6 protein-coding genes are annotated in these 19,373 nt (G+C 63.0%); 3 read left to right on the top strand and 3 right to left on the bottom strand.

Features of this window, described 5'->3' with window-relative positions; genetic code table 11:
• The first annotated feature begins 112 nt into the window (after positions 1 to 112).
• Complete coding sequence (locus Q4I12_RS08675; protein ID WP_168934578.1) at positions 113 to 1,567, top strand: sodium:solute symporter family protein; 1,455 nt, start codon at positions 113 to 115, stop codon at positions 1,565 to 1,567.
• A 379-nt stretch (positions 1,568 to 1,946) separates the two neighbouring features.
• Here Q4I12_RS08675 and Q4I12_RS08670 read toward each other — a convergent pair whose 3' ends face one another.
• The 3 genes from Q4I12_RS08670 to Q4I12_RS08660 form a co-directional block, all read right to left on the bottom strand.
• Positions 1,947 to 3,083: a glycosyltransferase family protein gene (locus Q4I12_RS08670; protein WP_297159238.1), complete on the bottom strand. Its 1,137-nt coding sequence runs from the start codon at positions 3,081 to 3,083 to the stop codon at positions 1,947 to 1,949.
• Positions 3,084 to 3,149: 66 nt separating this feature from the next.
• On the bottom strand, positions 3,150 to 16,217 hold the full coding sequence (locus Q4I12_RS08665) for a VCBS domain-containing protein (RefSeq protein WP_302261334.1): 13,068 nt from the start codon (positions 16,215 to 16,217) through the stop codon (positions 3,150 to 3,152).
• 438 nt (positions 16,218 to 16,655) lie between these two features.
• Positions 16,656 to 18,431, bottom strand: coding sequence for a formate--tetrahydrofolate ligase (locus Q4I12_RS08660; protein WP_006004036.1), 1,776 nt, complete (start codon positions 18,429 to 18,431; stop codon positions 16,656 to 16,658).
• A gap of 109 nt (positions 18,432 to 18,540) precedes the next feature.
• On the opposite strand from Q4I12_RS08660, the gene lpdD reads away from it, so the two are divergent.
• Complete coding sequence (gene lpdD, locus Q4I12_RS08655; RefSeq protein WP_302261333.1) at positions 18,541 to 19,038, top strand: prenylated flavin chaperone LpdD; 498 nt, start codon at positions 18,541 to 18,543, stop codon at positions 19,036 to 19,038.
• Positions 19,016 to 19,246: a hypothetical protein gene (locus tag Q4I12_RS08650; protein ID WP_168934582.1), complete on the top strand. Its 231-nt coding sequence runs from the start codon at positions 19,016 to 19,018 to the stop codon at positions 19,244 to 19,246. The genes lpdD and Q4I12_RS08650 overlap by 23 nt, the downstream gene beginning before the upstream one ends.
• Positions 19,247 to 19,373: the final 127 nt, after the last annotated feature.

The following is a 19,373-nucleotide window of genomic DNA, read 5'->3' as shown; positions in this document are numbered from 1 at the left end:
GTTTTCCGTTCTGGGGCTGGCGGACGCCCCGGTGCTGCTGGCGGTGCTTTCGCTGCTGGCCGCGCTGGTGCTTTCCCTCTTCAGCCTGATCCGTCAGGGAAGGGGGCGCTAGATGCTGGCCGATGTCCTCATCTGGGGCGGCTACATCGCCCTGTTCATCTGGCTGTCCCGCAAGGGCAGCGGGCATGATGTCATGGTTTCGGGCCGCGTGGGTTTCGGCATCCAGGCCTTTGCCTATGTGGCTACCTATATCTCCGCCGTGGCCCTGGTGGGCTTTGGCGGTCTGGCCTATGCCTACGGCATGCAGATGCTGCTGGTGGCCGCCGGTAACGTCTGGCTGGGGACCTGGATCGTCTATCGTTATCTGGCCTGGCCCACCCGCCTGTGCCAGCGCAACCTGCAGGCCCGCACCCCGGTGCAGCTGCTGGCCAACGGCCACCGCAGCCCCCTGCTGGGCCGCTGTCTGGCCCTGATCTTCGCCGTGTTCCTGGGCGTCTATGCCTCGGCCGTCATCAAGGGGGCGGCCCTGCTCCTGGCCCAGATCATGCCCGTACCCGTCTGGCTGCTGGTCTGGATCGTGGCCCTGCTGGTGGCGGCGGCCATCTATATGGGCGGCCTGCGCGGCGTGCTCTATACCGAAGCCATGCAGGGCTTCGTCATGCTGGTGGGCATCTGTATGCTCACCGTGGCCGTGTTCGACAAGGTGGGCGGCCCGGTGGAAGGCATGGCCCGGCTGGCGGAACTGGCGCCCACCGCCACGGCCAATACCGGCTTCGTCTCGCTGGCCGACGGCGGACAGGGCTGGTTCATCATCTCGCTGGTCATCGTCACGTCCGTGGCGGTCTGGGCGCAGCCCCAGATGATCCAGCGCCATTTTGCCCTCAACTCCGCCCGGCAGGTCAACCGCATCACGCCGCTGGCCATGCTGGTGCTGACCGTGCTGGTGGGCGGTGCCTACTATGTGGCCAGCCTGGCCCGCCTGTTCATGCCCGAAGTGGCTTCGCCCGATGACGTCATGCCCGCCCTGGTCAAGATGCTGCTGCCCGACATCGGCCTGCAGCTCTTCGTGCTGGCCATCGTCTCGGCTTCCCTGTCCACGGCCACGGCCATCTTCCACATCGCCGTGGCGGCCATCGCCGAAGACCTGCCGGGCCGCAAGACCTCGCGCGGCATGTGGTTCGCGGGCATCGTCTTCTGTGTGCTGCTCAGCGGCGGCTGTGCCCAGATCAAGGGACAGATCATCGCCATGCTCTGCACTACCAGCTGGAGCATCGTGGGCTCTACGGTACTGGTGGCCTATGTGGCCCTGGTGCGCTTCGGCAAGCGCAGCAGCCTGGCCGCCTGGTGCAGCTGCGCTGCGGGCTTCGTGAGCTGCATGCTCTGGTACCTCATGACGCACCCGCAATTCGCCATCCTGCCCATGCCCTGGCCTTCGCTGGCCGCGCTGCCGCCCTTCTTCGTGGGCTTTGCCTTCTCGCTGGCCGGCTGGGGGCTCGGCTGGGCCCTGGATGGCGAGGGCCGCCGGAACTCCTCGTTCTGGCCCGCGGGCATGAAGCCCGGGATGTAGTTTTTTGAAACACGGGGGAGCGGCCTACGGCGTCTGCTGAAGCGGGCCTTTGGCAAGAAAGCGCCGGAACGGATATAACGAAGGCGGGCAAATCTCCTGCCGGACAGGCTCCACAAGAATCTCTTCCGGGATCGTCGCCCCAAAAGGCATGGAAGACGGACATCCCTCCTAAAAAAAACGCCCATAAAAGGCAGGCCCTCCGCATGATGTCCTGCCTCTGAAAATGCAAAAAAGACCGGTGGCCCGCAGCATGGGCGCCGGTCTTTTTATATCTGTCATGACCCGTGATGATCGTCTCTGCGGTCGTCGTATCCCTTCCGGGAGAGCGGGCAAAAAAATGACTGTCTCCTGCCGGCCGTCAGCCTTGCGCGTCGCCGCATCAGGCCGTCGTACCGCCCTGCTTTTTTCGCAGCCACGCGGCCCGTGCTTGATGCAGCAAGGCCAGCTGCCCGGGGATGACATCCTGCCGCCGGAAATGCCGCTCCACGGTCCGGCGGGCGGCAAGGGACAACTCCGCCAGCTGGTGCGGTTGCGCCAGTATGCCCGCCAGTGTGGGGACCAGATCCGCCGCCCCGCACCAGAGGCCTCCCCCGCCCTCCTGCAACAGGGGCCAGTGCGGCGCATCGCCCGCCAGTACCGGCACCACGCCGCAGCTCATGGCTTCCAGCAGCACCGGCGCGGAAAGGCACGCTGCCGCCGGGGCCGTGATGACGGCCGCCGTGCGGAGCAGATCCCGATAGGCCTGCAGGGAGAGGCGCTCCGGGACCTCGATCCCCGTCGGCAGGGAGAGGCCAAGCTCCGCCAGCGATTCCCGCCCTGCCGCGCTTTCGCACAGCAGCACCAGACGGCAGCCCGGGCACTGCGCCAGCAGGACTTCCGCCAGGCGCAGCATCTGCCAGACATCCGCCGCGTCCCGGGCAGCGCACAGAATCCGGGTTCCGGCTTGCGGGCCGGATGCCCCGTTTGGAGTGAGGGGAGAAAAATAGTCCGTATCTACAGGATACGGCAAGCTCACGACGCCCCGCTGTTCCTGATCGCGGTTTTCCGCTTCTGCCGTCAGCCTGATGACCAGATCGCTCTGCTGCATCTGGCGGCATTGCAGCAAGTGGCGGACAAGCCCTTTACCGTCCCCGGCAAGCCCGTCGGACGGCAAGCTTTCCGCAAAGCAGGCCACAAAGGCATCAGGAAAGGCATCCCTGAGGAACAGCCCCTGCTCCAGTGCGGAAGAAAGCAACACCATATCCGGCACAAAACCGCTTTGCCGCAGCAGACGGAAGGCCTGCAGAGCCTGTCGTCCCATCTCCACGGCCCTGTCCAGGGATGCGCCCGCCCCATCCCCCGCAAGACGCCGGGAGCGGGAGGGGGAAAGGACCACATGCCGCACCCCGGGCACACTGAAATCCCGTCTGCCCCGGCAGGAGGCAAAAAGGATCTCATGCCCCGGCTGCGCGGCAAAAGCTGCCAGCAACGGGCCCAGATCCCCCGGGAAGGTGTGGTTGACGAACAGGATGCGCATGGAAGCTCCCGCGGATGCTGCCAAAAGGCGGGACGGCCTTCAGACCGCCCCGCCGTGTATGCAAGGTTAACCGTTGCTGTGTTCCAGGGTAAAGACCTGCTGCTGTACGGCCTCGCTGGCCGGATCGCCGGTCTCCACCGGTGTCAGACTGGTTTCCAGCGTCAGGCCGCCATCGGCTTCGGCCCCGCCGTTGAAATCATAGCTGCCATCATCCTGCTTCGTCCAGCGGTCATCCAGCTGGAGTGTCTCTTCTCCGGCCTCGTTGACCCCCAGCGTGATGCCGTACCTGTCGGCCAGATCATTGATGCTGGTCAGGCTCAGGGCATCCTCGCCCTTCAGCAGCACCTCGATGCCGCTGACGAGAGGCTTGTCGCTGCTGGTATTGCTCAGCAGCCCGTCCAGCGTCAGGCTCGTATCGTCAGAGACCATGAAGTCGATGCCGCTGCCGCCGCTGACCAGATAATCCTGCTGGTCGTAGACGATGATGTCGTTTCCGGCACCGCCGAAGATGGCATCACTGCCCTCGCCGCCGCGCAGGTAGTCGTTCCCGTCCGTGCCGAAGAGGCCTTCCACACCTTCGGGTAGGAGCAGCCCACCGTCCCCGGCATCCTCTCCGCTGAAGGCGGGAGGCGTCGCAGCCGTAGCAGGATCGGCATCCTCTGCCGGAAGCATATCCTCCGCCGTTTCGAACCGCAGCATCTCCACGGGCTCCGGCATTTCATCCGCGTTTTCCAGCCCGGCGAACAGCAGGGGCTCCGCAAGCAAATCATCGGCAAGCGGCGTCTCCGATACCGGCACATCCGCATCCGGCAGATCCGTCATTTCCTCCTGCAGCACGGTCTCATCCTGCGGCAGCGGGATCTCTTCCGCCACAAGAGCTTCGGGGCCGTTCTCCTGTGCCGGGACAGTGTCCTGAAGGAAGGTCTCCGGATCGGCCGATTCCGGCGTGATGCCGGCAACGAAGGAGGCCGCCGCCGTCAAAAGACCGGATTCTTCCGCAGCCAGGCGCTGGCGTTCGCTCTGGGCCCGCAGGGCCGCATCATCTTCGCCAGCAGGAATGCCGCCGCCCGTCGTGCCGTTACCGGTCACACGGAATTGCAGATTCTCTGCCGTGTCGGAGGAGCCCTGGGCATCCGTCACCGTGAGGTCAAAGCCGATGCTGCTCTCACCCACGGGCAGGTTGTTTTCAAAGCCTTCGGTCGAGAGCGTGTAGCTCAGCTTGCCGTCCGCATAGCTCAGGGTCAGCGTGCCGACCTGCAGGCCGTCATGATAAACGGGCACTTCCCTGTCCCCGGTCAGGCCTTCCACGTTGTCCACCGTCAGGGCATGACCGTTCGCATCCTGCAGCCCGTCAAAGGTCACGCTGTGCACATCCCGGACGTCCGCGTCCGTAAAGGCCAGCGTGCCCGTATTGCTGCCTTCCGCCGGGCCCTGCGACAGGGGCTCGTCGATGACAGGCGCATCGTTCACGTTGCTGACGCCGAACTGCAGGCCGCCCAGCTGGTCCGACGAGCCCTGGGCATCCGTCACCGTGAGGTCGAAGCCGATACTGCTTTCGCCCACGGGCAGGTTGTCTTCAAAGCCTTCGGTCGAGAGCGTGTAGCTCAGCTTGCCGTCCGCATAGCTCAGGGTCAGCGTGCCGATCTGCAGACCGTCACGATAAACGGGCACTTCCCTGTCCCCGGTCAGGCCTTCCACGTTGTCCACCGTCAGGGCATGACCGTTCGCATCCTGCAGCCCGTCAAAGGTCACGCTGTGCGTATCCCGGACGTCCGCGTCCGTAAAGGCCAGCGTGCCCGTATTGCTGCCTTCCGCCGGGCCCTGCGACAGGGCCTCGTCGATGACAGGCGCATCGTTCACGTTGCTGACGCTGAACTGCAGGCCGTCCGTCGTGTCCGTACCATCATGCGTATCAGACACCGTGATGCTGAAGTCGATGTCCTGTGATCCGTTCACGGGCAGGCTGTTCAGATAGCCCTCATCAGGCGTGAAGGTATAGGCCAGCGAGTCGTCCGTCCCCGTTCCCTTGGCGTACACCAGCTCCAGCTTCCCGATCAGTGTGCCGTCCGCATCATAGACATCCACTGTCGTCGTGCCGCCTTCCTGTTCCAGCGTTGCCAGATCCACCGACAGGGGGGTGCCTGCCGCATCCGCACACAAACCTTCAAAGGTCACGCTGTGCGTATCGCTGGCATCCACGTCCGTGATGGGCACGGTCCCGGCCAGGGCACCGGAAGGCTGCGAGACCGCGATCTCGGGGGCATCATTGCTGCCCTTGATGGTGACGGTGATGGTTTCGGTGATCTTGTTGCCGGTGCTGTCGGCGATGGTGATCTTGCCGAAGCTCTCGGTCGCGGTCTCACCATCCGCCAGATGGTTCATGTCCTCCGTCAGCTCATACCTGTACTTGCCGGTCTTGGGATCAAGGTACAGAGTTCCGTACTTTCCCGTGACCATCTGCCAGACCTGGCCGTCGATGGTCACAGGCTGGGCGCCTTGTGCCGCGTAATGCAGAGGATCGTCATGGGTCCCGTCCGGGCCGTGGTCCCAGCCTTCGGCTGCGATGTCCTTCTCCGCCGTGGATTCCGGCTCTTCCGCCACATCGATCGCCAGGCTCCCCTCGTCGGTTATCTCCGGCACGCTGTCGCTGCCCTTGATGTGGACCGTGAGTTCCTTTTCGGTGACGCCGCCGTGGCCGTCATCCACCACCACGGTGACCTTGGCATCCACCACATCCGTGGGACGCAGATTCTTTACCGCATCCAGACTGTTATCCAGCACGAAGCGGTACTCGCCGGTCACCGGGGCGATAGAGAAGGTACCGTAGTCGGTCTTGCAGACATATTTGCCCGTTTCTTCCGAGAGCGTCCCATCCTTCAGGGCATAGCTCAGCGTATCGCCCTTATCCACGTCCGTGGCGGAGGCTGTGCCGCCGACCTCGGCGGTGCTGCCCTCCTTGATGGTCAGTACCGGCGTATCCAGCGAAAGCACAGGAGCATCGTTGGTGCCGTTGATGGTGACGGTGACGGTCTTTGCCACCTCCGCACCGTCCTGGTCCTTGACGAAGATGGTGAAGGTCTCCTTCAGGAGCTCGCTGTCTTCTCCCAGTTCCTGTACTGCCTGCATCTGGTTGTTGAGCTGATAGCTGTAGGTACCGTCCGCATTGATGAAAAGGGTACCGTACTGCCCGGCAGCCATATTGCCGGCGTTGCTGCTTGCCGCACCCTCACCGGCAGCCACGGAATAGCTCAGATTGCCTTCATTTACGCGGTCGTCCGAGACGTCGAGCTTGTCCCCGACCGTGATGGCGGTATCTTCCGTGGCCTCAAGCGTGAGCTTACCGCCCTTGATCACAGGGGCTTCGTTGGTACCCGTGATGGTGATGTGGAGATTTTCCCCCGTGCTGCTGTTGGGAGCATCACTGCCGTCGTCCACAGTAATGGTCAGGTTAAAGTTCGCATTCTCTCCGGCCAGCAGCTTTTCAGCTTCGGCACTGGGCTTGAAGGAGTAGCTGCCGTCCTTGTTCAGCGTGAACTCGCCCCAGTCGGTACCATCCTTGGTGAGCGTATAGGTGCCGGGGGCGCCCTTTTCCTGACCACTCGTGGGAGTCAGGGTGATGCCTGATCCCTCCGAGACCGCATAGGAAAGGGTCTGCCCGCTGCCTTCCCCGGCTTCATTGCTGCCCACATCGCCGGCATCGGGGTCCGTGGTCGTGACCCTGCCGGTCACGATCCCGCCCGTATCTTCGATGCTCAGATGCCCGACCGACTCGATGACCGGCCGGTCATTGATGCCTGTGATGGTCACATGGATGGGGACCTGGTTCGTGCCCGCCGAAACATAGAAGGTCTTCTCGATGCTATCGCCTTCGTCCAGGCTCTGGACGATATCGCTGCTGTTGTTGAGCACGAAACGGTAGCCCCACTGGCCATCGTCGCCCTTTTCCAGGATCAGCGAACCGTAGTCTGTCCGGACCACATGGGTCCTGTCGCCGGCCACGATGCCGGACTGCCCCTTGTTGTCCACCAGCCAGATGTCATCGGCATCGACCTTCACGGGCTTGCCCTCGCTATCCTTCAGCTCCGTGAAGCCACTTGCCACGGACGGCGGCAGGATGACCTCGTAGCTGCCACCGTCTTCTGTGACATACGTCGGACCTCCCGGTTCCTGGAGCTGGAGCTTTATCGAGCCGGGGCTCGTGCCGCCTTCCACCTTGGTCACATCAAAGACGATCTCCTTCGTGTCGGTCGCGCCATACGGGTCCGTCACCGTGATGGTGAAGTGTTCCTTGCCCTGCGCCCCGGTCTGGAGCTTTTGGTATTCTTCACTGAACGGGTCCACCACATAGGTGTACTTACCGGTCTGGGCATCGATGGTCAGGTAGCCGAATTCTCCCTTGATGGTCTGCAGACCGTCCTGGGCCGCAGTAGCCGAATCAGCATCATCCACGCTGTAGCGCAGATCCCCCTCGGCATCGTCCACATCATGACCGGCGGCCGTGCCCTTCACAGGGTTCCAGTCCTTGACCTTGACAGGATGTTCTGCCGAAACGGCCTGCCCGTCAGGAGCCCTGAGCTCCAGGGTCGGAGCATCGTTCATCCCGTTGATGGTGACGGTGATGCCGCCTGTGACGCTCTGTCCGCCGGAATCGCCCGTGACCGTAAAGTTTTCCTGCACGGACGTATGGGCGCCATCCTCGTTCAGATATTGCAGCTTGTTACGGCCTTCTTCAGTCAGCTGATAGGTGTAGGACAGGCTGCCGTCTCCATTGCGTGTGACGGTCAGGGTCCCGTACTCACCCTCGGTCTTCCAGGGACCGTCGCCTGTTGTCAGATCAACAGGCTCCCCGCCCCGGGAAGCGATGCTCGTGATATGCTGTTCATCCCCGGTATCAGGGTCCGTGATCGTGACCGGCTGGATGTTGACGGAGTTTCCGGTATCCTCCGTGATGGACACCGCGCTGCCGGAGATACGGGGAGCATCATCCTTCCCCGTGATCTCGAAGGTCAGTTCCTTTTCTTCCGAGATGGCATTGTATTCATCAAGCACCACCACGGTGAACGAGGCTTTACCGATATCGCCCTCCCCCAGATGCTGCGCGGCCTTGTTGTTGAAGACAAAGGTGTATTCACCGGTCTTCTCGTTCAGCTTCAGATAGCCGTATTCGCCGGATTGCGCGCCCACGTAGCGCACGGAGCCATCTTCACCCGTGACCTTGATCAGGTACTTGAGGACGCTCCCCTCCTCGCCTGCCGTACTGCCGTCAGGGCTGTCCACGTCCGTAGCGCCTATCTGGCCCGTGACGGTCTTGGTGCCACCGTCCTCCACGATGCCTGTGACCGTAAAGCCGTCATCCGAGACCTCCAGCCCTGTCTGCCCCTCATCCACCGTGACGCCCGTCACTTCCGGGGCATCGTTGCTGCCCTTGACGGCGACCTTCAGCGGCTGGTCGGCTCCCTGAGTATCGCCCTTCCCCGTCCCCTGGGCATGGATGGAGAAATCATCATACCGGATCTCTCCGCGCTTCAGGGCATTGGTCGCGTCACTGCCGTTGTCCAGCTGGTAGAAATACTGGCCGGTAGACGTGTTGAGATAGAGCGTGCCGTACTGTCCCTGCATGATCTGGATGTCGGCATCCGCGCCCCAGGCTTCCTCCGGGAACTGCTGGCTGATGGCATCCTGGATCTCGGGCCCCAGCTTGCTGAAGGCAGAGGTGGTGGGCATCTGCCCGTTCTCCGTCGTGTTGATGGAGTATTCCACCTCATTCGGCCTGCCGTCCACCGTGTCATAATCCTTGGCTTCCAGCTTGCCAGACGCGACAGGACTCCCGTCCTCGGATTGGTTCTCCGTCCCGGGATGCATGTCGGGCACGACGCCGGCTTCCACCACCGGGACCACTGCCGCGTCGCCCACGAAGACCGTGGCCGTGTCCTTGCCGGTGATGGTGACGGTGATGTCCTTCACATCCCAGGCGCCCTTGTCGTCACGCACGGCCACATGGAAGGTCAGCTCTTTTTTCTCTCCTTCCGGCAGGCTGATGACCGCTTCGCTTTCCGCATCCAGATAGAAGGTATACTTGCCGGTGGCGGGATCGATCTTGAGGGTGCCGAACTCATTGCTGAGCGACGTCGTCATGCCGACGCTTTCGGGATCAGCCCCGTTCAGGCTCCCAAAAGCAGGATCCGACAGCAGGCCGTAGGTGAGCTTGTGCCCCGCGTCGGCATCTTCGGCGCTGACCTGCCCGGCAACAGAAACCATGCCCTCATCCAGGCCCAGGTCCGAGGCGTCCTTGATCTCCGGCGCATCATTGGTACCGTGGATGGAAAACTTCTGCGAAGCCGACGTCTGCGCCGTGGAGCCATGCTCGTCACGAACATTGAAGTAGACCGTAAAGTCGAACTTCACATCCTCGCCATACGGCGCCAGTGCCGCCCGGGCTTCATCCGTATCCAGCAGGCTCAAGGAATACTTTCCCGTCGCAGGATCGAGCGTCAGTTCGGCTACGGCCACCTCGTTGAGGGAAAGGGTCACCGTAGTTCTGCCATCCCCCACCGTGGCCGTCAGTGCCGGATTGCTTATCCCGCCCACTTTGTCCACGAAATAGGAGAAAGTCGTATCTCCGGCATCGACATCGCTGGCCGTAAGCTGCCCTTCCACGGGCCTGGACCCATAGGGCACATTTTCTTCGGGATTGAGCTCCGTCTTGCCTGGCGTCGCGACCGCGCTCCCGTCGTCCTCACGGCCCACCCCGTCAGCGTAGACGTCCTCTGGCGCCGGTCGCGTGACCTCGATGGTCGGACGGTCGTTGGTGCCGTGGATATTGATGGTGGCCGTATGTTCGCCGTCAGAACGGTTGCCGTTCTGGTCCTCGACCTGGAGCGGGATATCGATGCTCAGGTCCATGTCCTGCGGCAGACCGTTCAGGCCATTCTGATTCGGGGTAAAGGTATAAGTCAGCTCATCATCCGTGCCGTCTTGCTGCAGTTTGAGCGTGCCCAGCGTGATGATCTTACCGTTATTGACGCCGGGGATGGTAGCTTGCAGCGTGTAGATGCCGTCAGCGGTCTGGGTGATGGTGTAGGTGGCGTTCACCACAGTCGTCCCATCTGGAGATGTCACATCCAAAGGCTGCTTGATCCCCAAAGACAGCCCCTCACCAATGACCAGGCTGTGCGTATCGTTGGCATCCTGCTTGTCGAAGGAGACAGTTATTTCCTGCGAACCTGTATTCCCGCCGGTAAACGTACCATCAGGGTCTGTTGCTCCCCGCTTGCTGCCCCAAACGCCAGCTTCATACACATCCAGCGCAGATTCCGTATCGTCCGAGAGCGCAGGCTTGTCGTCCGTGCCTTCGATGGTGATGGTGATGGTCTTTTCCGACCAGGCCCCCCTGTCGTCCACGACGCGGACCACAAAGGTCTCGGTCACGCTCTCGCCCTTGCCCAGTGCCGTGACGTCATCATCGCCCTCGTGGAGCTCATAGGTATAGTTCCCGTACTGGTCCAGGGTCAGGGTCCCGTACTCCGTGGTGGCAACGTACCCGCCGTCACCACTCCGGGAGACCTCCACAGGGCCGGTCCCCAGATCATGGCCGCTGGAGTCCTTCCACACCGAGGAGGAGGTCAGCGCCGGATCATAGCCCGTGCCCTGCAAGGAGAACTGCAATCCGTGGTTGTCTCCGTCCGTGGTTTCCTGCCCCGCGCCGTTTTCCCGGTCGTCATCCGAGGCCTGCACACGGCCGGAGAGCCTGACCACGGCATTGGCCGCACTATCGGCCGTGCCGTAGGCATGCAGGCGGTCGTCCGCCACCGCTATTTCCTTGCCGGAGGCATCGAAGAACTTTTTGCCGTCAAGGACGTCCAGCGTCGGCCGGTCATTGGTGCCGGTCACCGTGACCGTCACTTCCTTGCTGGCCCAGGCGCCATGCTCGTCCCTGACGAAGATGGTGAAGGTCTCCGTCAGCGTCTCGCCTTCATTGAGGTAGTCGAGCCTGTCGTACTGCGTCCCGTCACCGGCCGTAAAATCGCTGCTCTCGTCCAGCGTGTAGGAATAGCTGCCGTCCGCTCCGATGGTCAGGCTGCCGTACTGCCCCCGGACGGAGACATCGCCGCCGTCAGTGGTAAAGTCGACGCCATCAGGGGATTCGGCCTTGCCGGCCTCCACACCGTAGACGAGTTCCGCGCCGTGGTCGGCATCCTTGCCCGTGGCCTTGTCGCTGTCCGTGAGCGCACCGTCATACCTGCCGATCTCGTCAGCAGCCGTCCCGTCCTTGCTGGGCGCGTCAACGAGCTCGTCATCCGGTCCATCGACCACGGCACCGTCATCATGACGGCCCACGCCGCTTTCCGTGACGTGCAGCGCGCCGCCATCAGAACCGTCACCCAGCTCCAGACGGGGCTTGTCGTTGGTCCCGTGGATGGTGATGGTGATGTCGGTGGAAACTTCCTTGCCGAAGGTATCCCTGACCGTGACGGTAAAGGTCTCGGTCAGCACCTCGCCCTGGGCCAGCTTGTTGACGGCATTGCCGTCCGCATCAAAAGCGCCGGACTTGAGCTCATAGGTATAGGTACCGTCTGCATGGAAGGTCAGCGTACCGTAGCCGGATTCATAGACGGTATCGCCGTTCGGCGAAGTGGAGACCTGCTTGGGCGCCTCCGGCTGGGTCACGGCAGGCGTACCGTCCGTTTTCAGCTGGGCATCCGCGGCATCCACACGGAAGGAGAGATTCCCCTGGTCGCCAAGGTCAATGTCCGTGGCATCGACCCGGCCAGAAAGGCTCTCTGTCTGGTGATGGCCGGGGATGACATTGCCCTGCCCGTCGACGACATCCCCCGCCTCTGTCGGCGTATTGCCGTCACTGCCGTCATGGTAGACGCCTTCTTCCTTGAAGACGAGATCATCCTTGTCCGTGATGACAGGGAACGCGCTCGAGCCTTCCACCTTGATGACGATCTCCCTGGTGTCGTAAGCACCATGCTCATCCACCACGGTGATCTCAAAGGTCTCGAAATGGGGGTGCTCGGGATCGAGCTGCTGGACGAGCTCGCTCCCGCTGTTGACCACATAGGTCCAGCTGCCGTCAGGATTGACGGTCAGAGTACCGTAGTCGGTCGTGAAAATGGCCTGGGTGCCGCCTTCAGAGCCGATATGCCCCGGCTGCGGCTCATGCCCTGCGGCAGGAGAGGTCGCATGCTCCACATCTCCATCCGTATGGGTACCGCCGGCAATAAGGATGGTCTGGTCACTGCCCGCATCGGCATCGACGTCCCGGATATCGAACGATCCGGAAAGCTGGGGCCAGCTCGTGGCGTCATCGGCACCAGCGGGGTCGCTCTCTATGGTCTCAAGCACCGCACCGTCCGTGAGGATCTGTCCGTTGCCATCCCGGATCTCCAGCGACGGCTTGTCATTGCTGCCCGTGATGGTGATGGTCACGGTCTCCAGATTCCAGGCGCCGTGCTCGTCCTTCACATAGATGGTGAAGGTATCCGTGATGGTGGCCCCTTCCGGCAGGGCATCGATGGAGGAAATATCGAAGGTCTCGCCGTCAAGGCTGGCCGTCCCCTGCACGGCTTCTCCCTCGCCCTTCAGGGTATAGGTCCAGGTACCGTCGCTGTTCAGCTGCAGATGGCCGAAGCTCCCTTCCACGGGCTCGCTGCTCTCCACGTCGCCATCCGTGGCATCCTTGCCCAGAAAGATGTCTGCGTCAGGGCTCTGCGCCCCTTCCCAGCTGCCGTCCTGGCTCTTGTCACCGGCCACGGCACCGAACCACAGCTTGTGCCCGGCATCCACGTCCGCGCCGGTCACCTTGCCTTCCAGCTGCTGCGCGCCCTTGTCATCGGCGTGCGAGCCGTCGTAGGCCTGGTTTTCTTCCTCCGTACCCGGAGCAGTCACCACCTGACCGTCATCGGTACGCCCCACGCCGCTCTCGATAAGCCCCAGCTCGGAATCCGCATCCAGCGTGACCTCAGGCTGGTCGTTGGTACCGGTGATGGTGAACGAGACCTCCTGCTGCTGCCAGGCGCCCTTGTCGTCCTGCACGAAGATGGTGAAGCTTTCCGAGACCGTGGCCCCTTCCGGCAGGTTGTCCAGCGTCGGCTGACCGTCGAAGTCCCAGTCCAGCCCCTGCTTGAGTTCTTCCAGGCCGGCGTAGGTCGTCCCGTTCACCGTGACCGGGAAGGACAGCGGTATACCGTCGCTGTTCCCGTGCAGCGTGTAGGTATAGGAGGCCGTGCCGTTGGCCGTTTCCGTCACGACCAGCTGGCCGTAATGCCCCTGGGCCGTGACGCTGGTCTGGCTGCCCGCGGTCAGCTCCAGGCCTTCGGGCGCCGTCATGCCGGTACCGTCCGCCACGGCAAAGTGCAGGATGTCGCCATGATCCACGTCCGCAGCGTTGATGCTGCCCGTGACAGAAGCGGTCCCTGCGGCATCATTGTCGTAGGGGTTGTTCTCTTCGGGCTGTCCGGGCTTGTCGAAGGGGCTGTGATCGGGCGTCGTCGTATCCCGGCCCACACCGGCCTCATACAGCAGGCCGTCCGGGTCGCCCACGGTCAGCGACGGAGCGTCATTGCTGCCCGTGATGGTGATGGTCACGGTCTCCAGATTCCAGGCGCCGTGCTCGTCCTTCACATAGATGGTGAAGGTATCCGTGATGGTGGCCCCTTCCGGCAGGGCATCGATGGAGGAGATGTCAAAGGTCTCGCCGTCAAGGCTGGCCGTCCCCTGCACGGCTTCTCCCTCGCCCTTCAGGGTATAGGTCCAGGTGCCGTCGCTGTTCAGGACCAGATGGCCGAAGCTCCCTTCCACGGGCTCGCTGCTCTCCACGTCGCCATCCGTGGCATCCTTGCCCAGAAAGATGTCTGCGTCAGGGCTCTGCGCCCCTTCCCAGCTGCCGTCCTGGCTCTTGTCACCGGCCACGGCACCGAACCACAGCTTGTGCCCGGCATCCACGTCTGCGCCGGTCACCTTGCCTTCCAGCTGCTGCGTGCCCTTGTCATCGGCGTGCGAGCCGTCGTAGGCCTGGTTCTCTTCCTCCGTCCCCGGAGCAGTCACCACCTGACCGTCATCGGTACGCCCCACGCCGCTCTCGATGAGCCCCAGCTCGGAATCCGCATCCAGCGTGACCTCAGGCTGGTCGTTGGTACCGGTGATGGTGAACGAGACCTCCTGCTGCTGCCAGGCGCCCTTGTCGTCCTGCACGAAGATGGTGAAGCTTTCCGAGACCGTGGCCCCTTCCGGCAGGTTGTCCAGCGTCGGCTGACCGTCGAAGTCCCAGTCCAGCCCCTGCTTGAGTTCTTCCAGGCCGGCGTAGGTCGTCCCGTTCACCGTGACCGGGAAGGTCAGCGGTATACCGTCACTGTTCCCGTGCAGCGTGTAGGTATAGGAGGCCGTGCCGTTGGCCGTTTCCGTCACGACCAGCTGGCCGTAATGCCCCTGGGCCGTGACGCTGGTCTGGCTGCCTGTGGTCAATCCCAGGCCTTCGGGCGTCGTCACGCCGGTACCGTCCGCCACGGCAAAGTGCAGGATGTCGCCATGATCCACGTCCGCAGCGTTGATGCTGCCCGTGACAGAAGCGGTCCCTGCGGCATCATTGTCGTAGGGGTTGTTCTCTTCGGGCTGTCCGGGCTTGTCGAAGGGGCGGTGATCGGAGGTCGTCGTATCCCGGCCCACACCGGACTCATACAGCAGGCCGTCCGGGTCTCCCACGGTCAGCGACGGAGCATCATTGCTGCCCGTGATGGTGATGGTCACGGTCTCCAGATTCCAGGCGCCGTGCTCATCCTTCACATAGATGGTGAAGGTATCCGTGATGGTGGCCCCTTCCGGCAGGGCATCGATGGAGGAAATATCGAAGGTCTCGCCGTCAAGGCTGGCCGTCCCCTGCACGGCTTCGCCCTCGCCCTTCAGGGTATAGGTCCAGGTGCCGTCGCTGTTCAGGACCAGATGGCCGAAGCTCCCTTCCACGGGCTCGCTGCTCTCCACGTCGCCATCCGTGGCATCCTTGCCCAGAAAGATGTCTGCGTCAGGGCTCTGCGCCCCTTCCCAGCTGCCGTCCTGGCTCTTGTCACCGGCCACGGCACCGAACCACAGCTTGTGCCCGGCATCCACGTCTGCGCCGGTCACCTTGCCTTCCAGATGCTGCGTGCCCTTGTCATCAGCGTGCGAACCGTCGTAGGCCTGGTTCTCTTCCTCCGTACCCGGAGCAGTCACCACCTGACCGTCATCGGTACGCCCCACGCCGCTCTCGATGAGCCCCAGCTCGGAATCCGCATCCAGCGTGACCTCAGGCTGGTCGTTGGTCCCCTTGATGGTCACGGAGAACGAGGCCTCGGCCTTACCGCCCTGCCCGTCCTCCACGCGCACGGTGAAGTCCTGACGCACGGTCTCGCCCAGGGCCAGGCTGTCGGCATCGGGGTCATCGTTGTTCAGGGTATAGGTGATGACACCGGTGTCGGCATCGATGGTGATGACGCCATACTCGGTGACGATGCGGTTGCTGCCGTCGGCAAAGCTGTAGGACAGCCGCCCGCCGTCAGGATCGCTGGCCATCACCTGCCCCACGACGACAGGCACACCGGGGGTGAAGACATTGCCCTGGATCTTCTGGCTCCCGTCGGTCTCCACACCGGATTCCACCAGGGTCATGTCGTTACCGTCCACAGCGATGATGCCGCTGATCTCGGGATCGAGGTTCTGGTGCGTCCAGCCGCCGACCTGATCGTCGGCCCACTCCACGCCATCGCCAAAACCGATGTCCAGACGCCCCAGATGATCGATGCCGTCCAGCAGGTCGCTGCCGCCGTATTCGTTATAGCGGCCGCCGCGCGAGGCGCTGCTGCCGGCGGCAGGACCGGCGGCGGGCATCAGGTCTTCGCCAAGGGCCGCGAAGAAATCCTGCCCGCTGCTCTCCACCCCTTCCACCTGGAAGGAGGGCATATCTTCCTTGGAATACGTGGTGTAGAAGCCCTGCAACCGGATGGAAGACCCATCTTCAAAGCTCAGGACAAGATCGTCGCCATTGCGGGTCAGCGTCGCCGCATCCGCAGGAAAATCGAAGATGAAGCGCCCGTCAGGAGCGCTGGGGACGGTCTGTGTGGTACCAGCAACAGGCTTGGCAAGACGGATATCGGCCATGAGGGACCCCCGGATAAAAAATCGTGTGATCTGTCAAAAAAATATGAAAACGTCAAAAGCCCCGTACCGAAAGGGCTCGGGACAGGGCTCGGCTTTGCAAGGCACGCTCGGGGAGCGTCCGGCGTCAGACAGGGGGAAGGCATAAAAAAATCCTGCCACGCCAGATGATTGCACATACGTTGCCCCGGTAAGGAACACGGTGACGCAAATCCCTGGAATCAGGCAGGAACGCTGCGGCCATCCATCAATGACGGCCAGATGAAAATAAATACTATTTTTTCGATAAAGATGTCAATATCCGCCGCCTGAGGGCACGGATCGTCCGCAGGGCTGTCGGCTCCCGCCCCTCCGCCGGTGCATGGCATGAAAAAGGAGACCTCCCGGCCCCGAGGGCAGGAAGGTCTCCCCGTATCACAGCGTTATGCCGTCAGAAAAGGCCTAGAACAGGCCGGTCACCTGGCCGGATTCCAGATCCACGTCCACATTGCGGAAGGCAGGACGCGAACCCGTACCGGGCATGAGGCTGATGTCGCCGGCCACCGGCACCACCAGGCCCGCACCGCCGTAGAACAGGCAGTCGCGCACATGCAGGCGCCAGCCCGTGGGCGCACCCTTGAGGGCCGGATTGTCGGACAGGGAGTACTGGGTCTTGACCATGCAGATGCCCAGTTCTTCGGCGTCGGGACGGGCCTGCAGTTCCTTGATGCGCTGCTTGGCCAGCGAGGAGAATTCCACGCCGTCGGCGCCGTAGACTTCCTTGGCGATGGTCTCGATGCGCTGCTCGAAGGGCATGGACCAGTCGTACAGGGGAGCGAAGTTGTTGGGCTCGTTGCAGGCGTCCATGACGGCATCGGCCAGTTCAAGGGCACCGTCGCCGCCCTTGAGCCAATGCTCGGACAGGGCCACGCGCGCACCGGCTTCTTCACAGATGCGGCGGATGGCGGCGATCTCGTTCTTGCTGTCGGTGGCAAAGGCGTTGATGCAGACCACGGGCGACACGCCGGAACGGCGCACGATGCCGATGTGGCGCAGCAGGTTCACGCAGCCGGCTTCCACCAGGCCCACGTCTTCGCGGGTGTAGGGTTCGGGCAGCGGACGGCCGGGCATGGGCGGCTGGGCGCCGCCGTGGTTCTTGAGGGCGCGCACCGTGGCCACGATGACGGCGGCATCGGGCTTGAGGCCGCTCATGTGACACTTGACGTTCCAGAACTTTTCGTAACCGATCTCGGAACCGAAGCCGGATTCCGTCACATGGATGTCGCTGAGCTTGAGGGCCACGCGGTCGGCGATGATGGAGCTCTGGCCCAGGGCGATGTTGCCGAAGGGACCGGCGTGCACCAGCACGGGCTGGCCTTCGATGGTCTGGATCAGGTTGGGTTTGCTGGCTTCCAGCAGCCAGGCCATCATGGCGCCGTCCACTTCCAGGTCGGCGGTGGTCACGGGGTTGCCGGCGCGGTCAAAAGCCAGCACCACGCGCGACAGACGCTTGCGCAGGTCGGGCAGGTCGCGGGCCAGGGACATGATGGACATGATCTCCGAGGCGGCCGTGATGTCGAAGCGCGAACGCATCATGAAACCGTCGTTGCGGCGGCCGTCGCCTTCGATGCCGATGATGACGTTGCGCAGGGCCTGACAGCAGAAGTCCATGGCCCAGCCCATGCCCACGCGGGTGGGATCGATGTTGAGGCGGCGCATGCCGGACAGGCGTTCCAGCTTTTCGTCGTCATAGTTGCGCTCGTGCTGCATGCGCGAGGTCAGGGCCACCATGGCCAGGTTGTGGGCCGAGGTGATGGCGTGGATGTCGCCGGTGAAATTCAGGGAATACGGGGTCAGCGGGATGCACTGGGCCAGACCGCCGCCCGCAGCGGAGCCCTTCATGCCCATGGTGGGGCCGCCCGAAGGCTGGCGGATGGCCGCCGTGGTTTTGACACCACGCTTGGAGAGGCCCTGCACCAGACCGATGGTAGTGGTGGACTTGCCTTCGCCCAGCGGGGTCGGCGTGATGGCGGTCACGTCCACATATTTGCCATTGGGCCTGTCAGCCAGACGGCGCAGCACCGCCTGTTGCTCGATCTTGCCCATGTAGTGGCCGTAAGGCAGCAGCTCGTCCTTCTCAAGCCCCAGCTCGGCAGCCAGGGTTTCCACAGTTTTCATAGATTTTTCGGCATCCTGGGCGATCTGCCAGTCAGGGTGCTTGGTGGGATCAAGAGCCATGGCTTCTCCTTTTTTGTTTGCCTGTTACTTATCCTTTTACAGGGCTTTGGGTCAAGCAAATGCCTGCCTCCGGCTTGCCTTTGCATGCCATCTGCAGCATGCTTTGCGGATGGAAAGATCCCAGCCCTTTCTTTTGCGCTGCACGCACGGCCGGCTGGCCCTGGAACTGCGCCTGCTGCCCGCCGGGCAGGACTGGCAATTGCTGCTGACCGGCGGTGATGCCCATATCGGTGCCGTGATCCTGGCCGAGCCCGCAAACGCCCTGCCCCCGGACGTCCCGGAAGCCATGTCCGCCCACACCGCCGGGGGCAGGTCACGACCGGGCGTCATGTCCGACACCGCCTCTTCCGGGACGGAAGATGGCGTGCGCCTGCATGTCCTGCGCCGTACAGGGCACCACGACGACAAGGCCGCCCTGCCGCTGGCCCGGGACTATTGCCGTGCGCTGAAGGCCACGGTATGTGTCAGCGCGGGCATCCACTATGACCATATCAGCCGCGAGGAGATCGACACGGTACTGGCCCTGGCCCGCATGCTGGGAGCCTGCGGCCTGCGCCGTCTCCGGAGGCTACAGGAGAACGACCATGCTGACAGTGAAAGATCTTGAAGAATTCGAGAACTACATGCGCTCCGGCGAGCTGGAGACCGATTTCAAGGACGGCTGCGAAAACGACCGCTACTATCTGCTGGAGCTGCTGGAAAAATTCATGGACGTGGCCGAACTGGCCGACGAGACGGCCACCAAGGTCATCTTCCGCGGCCAGATAGGCCTGCTGGCCGGTGCGGGGGCCGCCCCCGAAGGTGAGAAAAAGTAACGGAAAAGATATTTTTGAGGGAAGGAGAGCTTTCCTCCGGGCGCGCGGCTCTTGATGCCCGCAGTTCCCTGTGGCGCAACGGCCCGGCCCCTACGGCCCCTTGAGCCTATTGCCGGTACACGAGATG

This window comes from Desulfovibrio piger, from assembly GCF_951793255.1.
Taxonomy (GTDB): domain Bacteria; phylum Desulfobacterota; class Desulfovibrionia; order Desulfovibrionales; family Desulfovibrionaceae; genus Desulfovibrio.
The sequence above is the reverse complement of the archived record's forward strand: the minus strand, read 5'-3'. Positions and strand labels throughout refer to the sequence as shown.

Bases quoted from the DNA above. Each gene is read 5' to 3' on its own strand.
- Q4I12_RS08675 (WP_168934578.1), top strand. From the start codon at position 113: ATGCTGGCCGATGTCCTCATCTGGGGCGGCTACATCGCCCTGTTCATC.
- Q4I12_RS08670 (WP_297159238.1), bottom strand. From the start codon at position 3,083: ATGCGCATCCTGTTCGTCAACCACACCTTCCCGGGGGATCTGGGCCCG.
- Q4I12_RS08665 (WP_302261334.1), bottom strand. From the start codon at position 16,217: ATGGCCGATATCCGTCTTGCCAAGCCTGTTGCTGGTACCACACAGACC.
- Q4I12_RS08660 (WP_006004036.1), bottom strand. From the start codon at position 18,431: ATGGCTCTTGATCCCACCAAGCACCCTGACTGGCAGATCGCCCAGGAT.
- lpdD (WP_302261333.1), top strand. From the start codon at position 18,541: ATGGAAAGATCCCAGCCCTTTCTTTTGCGCTGCACGCACGGCCGGCTG.
- Q4I12_RS08650 (WP_168934582.1), top strand. From the start codon at position 19,016: ATGCTGACAGTGAAAGATCTTGAAGAATTCGAGAACTACATGCGCTCC.